The organism is Flavobacterium sp. (assembly GCF_035456225.1).
GTDB lineage: Bacteria > Bacteroidota > Bacteroidia > Flavobacteriales > Flavobacteriaceae > Flavobacterium.
On record NZ_DATIDM010000038.1, the window covers coordinates 1 to 5,396 of the forward strand.

General features: G+C 38.1%; 6 protein-coding genes. 2 read left to right on the forward strand and 4 right to left on the reverse strand.

Annotated elements, in window-relative coordinates:
• Positions 1 to 297, forward strand: a 297-nt coding sequence (locus tag VLB74_RS02115; protein WP_325201823.1) for an anaerobic C4-dicarboxylate transporter family protein, incomplete at its 5' end; no start/stop codon positions are given.
• 86 nt (positions 298 to 383) lie between these two features.
• Positions 384 to 1,577, forward strand: a complete 1,194-nt coding sequence (locus VLB74_RS02120) for a porin (protein ID WP_325201824.1) — start codon at positions 384 to 386, stop codon at positions 1,575 to 1,577.
• Between the two features lie 82 nt (positions 1,578 to 1,659).
• Here the strand turns inward: VLB74_RS02120 and rplT are convergent, their stop codons facing one another.
• The 4 genes from rplT to thrS all read right to left on the reverse strand — a co-directional run bounded on the left by rplT (position 1,660) and on the right by thrS (position 4,938).
• On the reverse strand, positions 1,660 to 2,004 hold the full coding sequence (gene rplT, locus VLB74_RS02125) for a 50S ribosomal protein L20 (protein WP_023573802.1): 345 nt from the start codon (positions 2,002 to 2,004) through the stop codon (positions 1,660 to 1,662).
• Between the two features lie 138 nt (positions 2,005 to 2,142).
• The gene (gene rpmI, locus VLB74_RS02130; protein WP_014164268.1) at positions 2,143 to 2,340 is read right to left on the reverse strand and encodes a 50S ribosomal protein L35; all 198 of its coding nucleotides are present in this window, start codon (positions 2,338 to 2,340) and stop codon (positions 2,143 to 2,145) included.
• A 79-nt stretch (positions 2,341 to 2,419) separates the two neighbouring features.
• The gene (gene infC, locus VLB74_RS02135; protein WP_414655581.1) at positions 2,420 to 2,974 is read right to left on the reverse strand and encodes a translation initiation factor IF-3; all 555 of its coding nucleotides are present in this window, start codon (positions 2,972 to 2,974) and stop codon (positions 2,420 to 2,422) included.
• Positions 2,975 to 2,997: 23 nt separating this feature from the next.
• Positions 2,998 to 4,938, reverse strand: a complete 1,941-nt coding sequence (thrS, locus tag VLB74_RS02140) for a threonine--tRNA ligase (protein WP_325201825.1) — start codon at positions 4,936 to 4,938, stop codon at positions 2,998 to 3,000.
• Positions 4,939 to 5,396: the final 458 nt, after the last annotated feature.

Genomic DNA, 5,396 nt, shown 5'->3' on the forward strand with positions numbered 1-5,396 from the left:
GCTGTTTTTATAATGGGGGTTTTGATGTTCAGTCAGGCGGCAACTACTAAGACCATGATGCCTTTAGGTATGACTTTGGGCGTGGCGCATCCTGCACTGATAGCCATCTTTCCTGCAGTTAACAGTGATTTTGTGTTACCGGGCTACCCAACACTCTTGGCAGCTATTAATTTTGACCGAACCGGAAGTACCAAAATAGGGAAGTTTGTGATCAATCACAGTTTCCTGGTCCCCGGTGTTGTGGCTATTGCTGTGGCTATTGCTATTGGTTTTTTGATTGGAACATTTGTATTATAAATACTTAATATATTTTTTTTAAACTAAATCCATAATCTATGAAAAAGAATCTATTCATTTTTTTGTTGTTTAACTTGTCTTTCTTTATGCAAGGTCAAGTTATCGAAAAGCAGACAACGGAAGGTAATAAGTATGTTGATTCCATACCTAGTTTAATTCCTGTTGAGAGGCAGTCTTTATTGTCAAATGTTGATGTGATTTTTAACTCACGTTTTGCCTATGATAGTCATTTCAATTCTGTTGACGAAGATCCTACTGCACCGGGAGATAATAATTCAGGGAACCATGATTATTCTAGTTTTAATCTACAACAGCTCCGTTTCGAAATCAAGGGTAAAATTCATGAGAAAGTTTATTTCAGATTTAGACACAGATACACTAAAAATTATAACATAGGTGGTATCGATCATGTAAGTCAGGCCACAGATATGGCATTTGCTCGTATAGATTTGGGACCTCGAACTAACTTTTCAATTGGGAAATTGTGTGCTGATTGGGGGGGGTATGAGTTCGATTTTAATCCAATCGATATTTTATCTTATAATGATATCGTTGAATATGCTGATAATTATTTAGTTGGAGTAGGTGTTTCACATACATTGGAAAGCAAAAAGCATAGTTTTACTTTTCAGGTATTGAATTCCCGCACCCAAACTTTTGAACAACAATATGGTGACTCTGCTCCTGATGATATAACGGCATCGGAATATCCTTTAGCTGCGGTAATAAACTGGAGAGGAAGTTTCTTTAAAGGACTTTGGGAAACCACTTATAGTTATAGTTTCTTTAATGAGGCAGATAACGCACATATGAATTATATCGTATTGGGAAATAAATTTAAATTTAATAATAAATTTGTTCTGTATTATGACTTTCATTACAGTGATGAAGGATTGGACAACAAGGGGATTACATCCGGTATAGTAAGTACGCCTCTTGTTGATCCTGTAGCTGTTAAGGATGCCTTATATGTGGAAAACTGGGCGCGTGCGGAATACATGGTTGCTCCTAAGGTAAATTTACTTTTGTCGGTTATGCACAGTAATCATTATTGGAAAGATAATCCTGATGCGGGTGCCGATGATTTGTTGTCGGTAAGTTATGGCGTGATTCCGGAAGTTCAATATTTCCCATTTAAAGAATATAATATGAAGTTCTATGTAGGTTATGTATATAGAAAATATGATTATACTAGTTATGCACAAACGGCCTATGGAGTAGGAGATTATACTACCGGACTTTTGAGTTTCGGTATTATCGCGCCGTTCCTGGTATTATAATTTTAGAACAAGTGATAAAAAACAAAACCCCGCTTTAGGCGGGGTTTTTGTAATAAGTAAGATAAATATGTTTAACAAACGTTTATTTAATTTTATTTACGATAGCTGTGAAAGCTGCAGGGTGGTTCATAGCTAAATCAGCAAGAACTTTACGGTTCAATTCGATATTGTTAGCTTTGATTTTACCCATGAATTGAGAATAACTCATTCCGTGTAAACGAGCACCAGCGTTGATACGCATGATCCATAATGCACGGAAGTTTCTCTTTTTCTGCTTTCTACCACGGTAAGCATATTGCATTGCTTTTTCTACCGCGTTTTTCGCTACTGTCCAAACGTTTTTACGTCTTCCAAAGAAACCTTTGGCTTGTTTTAATACTCTTTTTCTTCTTGCTCTTTTAGCAACTGAATTTACCGATCTTGGCATAATTTTAAATTGTTTTTTGCAGTAAGGCGACCTTTCGGTACTTCTAATTCCAATTGCTCGGAACAGCCCACTCCAGGGTTATTAAATTGTTTTAACCGAAAGAATAATTAAGGTTAATTGACAATTGAAAATTGTCGATTAGATAATTCTTAATTGTTCTTTTACACTCTTCACGTCAGATTGGTGAACCAAAGCTGAATGAGTTAAAGCTAATTTACGCTTTTTAGATTTTTTAGTCAAAATGTGACTTTTAAAAGCGTGCTTTCTTTTGATTTTTCCAGAGCCAGTAACTTTGAAACGTTTCTTAGCGCTAGATTTAGTTTTCATTTTAGGCATTTTCTTCCTAGGTATTAGATTTATCTTACTTACTATTTTTTAGCTTTTGGCTTTCAGCTAATAGCTGTCAGCTGTAGGCTTATTTCTTTTTCTTCGGAGCGATAAACATAATCATACGTTTACCTTCAAGAACCGGCATAGCTTCCACTTTACCGTAATCTTCCAAATCTTGCGCTAAACGAAGCAATAAGATTTGCCCTTGCTCTTTATAAATAATCGAACGCCCTTTAAAGAATACGAATGCTTTTAATTTAGAGCCTTCCTTTAAGAATTTCTCCGCATTTTTCTTTTTGAATTCGTAATCGTGTTCGTCCGTTTGAGGTCCGAAACGAATCTCTTTTATGGTAATTTGTGTCGATTTAGCTTTTAATTCTTTTTCGCGTCTTTTTTGTTCGTAAAGGAACTTTTTATAGTCCATGATTTTACAAACGGGCGGTTCTGCATTTGGAGAAATTTCAACCAAATCTAGTTCAAATTCATCGGCTAAACGCAATGCTTCGGCAGTTTTAAATACTCCTGGTTCTACATTATCACCTACAAGACGCACCTCAGGCACACGAATGTTGTTGTTAATTCTGTGGGGGTCTTTTTTTTCTACGCGAGGTTGAAAACCTCTGTTGTTTCTAATTGCTATGGCTTTAAAAATTTAAGTTAGACTTAGAATTGTTTTAATGTTTTGCTAATTTCGTCATTTACCAATGCGGCAAATTGTTCAATTGTCATCGTTTCGTTCGACTTTCCGGCATCACCATGACGACGAACTGAAATCGTACTGTTCTTCTCTTCTTCCTCACCAACAATCAGCATAAAAGGAAGTTTTTTTACTTCTGCCTCTCGGATTTTTTTACCGATTGTCTCGTTACGGTTATCAATTAGGGCGCGAATTTCGTGAATTTCCAGCAATTCTGAAACTTTTTTGGCATAATTTTCATATTTCTCGCTCAAAGACAGGATAATAGCCTGCTCCGGCATCAGCCAAAGAGGGAAGTTTCCGCCTGTGTGCTCCAGCAAGATAGCGATAAAACGTTCCATCGAACCAAAAGGTGCGCGGTGAATCATTACCGGTCGGTGCAATTCGTTGTCCGAACCTTTATAGGACAAGTCAAAACGCTCCGGTAAGTTGTAATCTACCTGAATAGTTCCTAATTGCCAGCTTCTTCCTAAAGCATCCTTAACCATGAAGTCTAATTTCGGACCATAGAAAGCAGCTTCACCTGCTTCAATTACATAATTCAAGCCTTTGTCCTTTGCAGCACTGATAATAGCGTTTTCCGCTTTTTCCCAGTTTTCCACCGAACCGATATATTTGTCAGGATTGTCTAAATCACGAACAGAAACCTGTGCAGTGAAGTTTTCAAATCCTAAAGATCCGAACACATATAATACAAGGTCGATTACGTTTTTGAACTCCGCATCCAACTGATCCGGCGTACAGAAAATGTGAGCATCATCTTGAGTAAATCCTCTAACGCGTGTTAATCCGTGTAATTCTCCGGATTGCTCATAACGGTAAACAGTTCCGAATTCCGCATAACGTTTTGGTAAGTCTTTATAACTCCAAGGTCTTGCATTGTAAATTTCACAGTGGTGCGGACAGTTCATCGGTTTTAATAAAAACTCTTCTCCTTCAGCCGGTGTGTGAATAGGCTGGAAGCTGTCTGCTCCGTATTTAGCGTAGTGACCGGAAGTTACATATAATTCTTTTTGTCCGATATGAGGCGAAACTACCTGCTCGTAACCTGCTTTCTTCTGAGCTTTTTTTAGGAATTGCTCCAAACGATCACGCAAAGCAGCTCCTTTAGGTAACCATAAAGGTAATCCTTGTCCAACTTTTGGCGAGAAGTGGAATAAATCCAATTCTTTTCCAAGTTTTCTGTGGTCACGACGTTTTGCCTCTTCCAACAATTCAAGATAATCCGTCAAATCCTTTTGTTTAGGGAAAGAGATTCCGTAAACACGGGTTAACTGCTTGTTTTTCTCGTCACCTCTCCAGTAAGCGCCAGCTACCGATAGGATTTTCATTGCTTTGATGATTCCTGTATTCGGAATGTGTCCTCCACGACATAAATCGGTAAACGTAGAATGATCACAGAAAGTAATCGTCCCGTCTTCCAGATTTTGGATTAGTTCTGTTTTATATTCGTTGTTTTTGTATAGTTCTAAAGCTTCTGCTTTGGTAGCCGAACGCATTTTGAATTCGTGTTTCTCTCTCGCGATTTCCAATACGCGGTCTTCTACCGCTTTAAAATCCGCATCTGTAATTTTTTTATCACCGAAATCCACGTCATAATAAAATCCGTTTTCAATCGCCGGACCGATAGTCAGCTTGATGCCGGGATACATTTCTTCCAAGGCTTGCGCCATCACGTGGGAAGTAGAGTGCCAGAACGCTTTTTTACCGTCCGCATCGTTCCAGGTATATAATATAAGAGCGCCGTCCGTGGTTAGTGCGGTGGTGGTTTCAATGGTTGTACCATTAAAAGAGGCTGAAATAACGTTTCTTGCTAATCCCTCACTGATGCTTTTAGCAACATCCATAGGAGTCACACCTGGTGCAAACTCCCTAACCGAACCGTCCGGTAAAGTAATCTTTATCATATTTTTTAATTAATAAGATGCAAATATAACTGTTTATAAAAGACATACAATATATATATAAGGTATAATTTTCTTTTAGAAGCGAAAGGTTCGGGCTTTTTTAGATACGTCATTCCCGCTTTCCGTTGCAATTCCTCCGCTACGCTGCGGGATTTCCTCTTCAATCGGGGCTAGGGGACAGACTTTTTGAACTTATCGGAAGGTCATTGCGAGGAGGAACGACGAAGTAATCTTTATATATATAGTATGTAAACCCGACTTTGCCACTTTGCGACTTTCAGGAAAAAAACTTTCGTCAGTTACGAAATGGTTATCAGCGAGTTATGGAAAACCTTGGAAAAACTTTAAAAAAAAGGTTTGGAAAAGTTTGGAGTTGTGGGAAAGAGTGCTACTTTTGCACCCGCAATCAAGGCACAGTTCTTTAGAAATAGTGAAACAAACGGATCGAAAAGATTTTG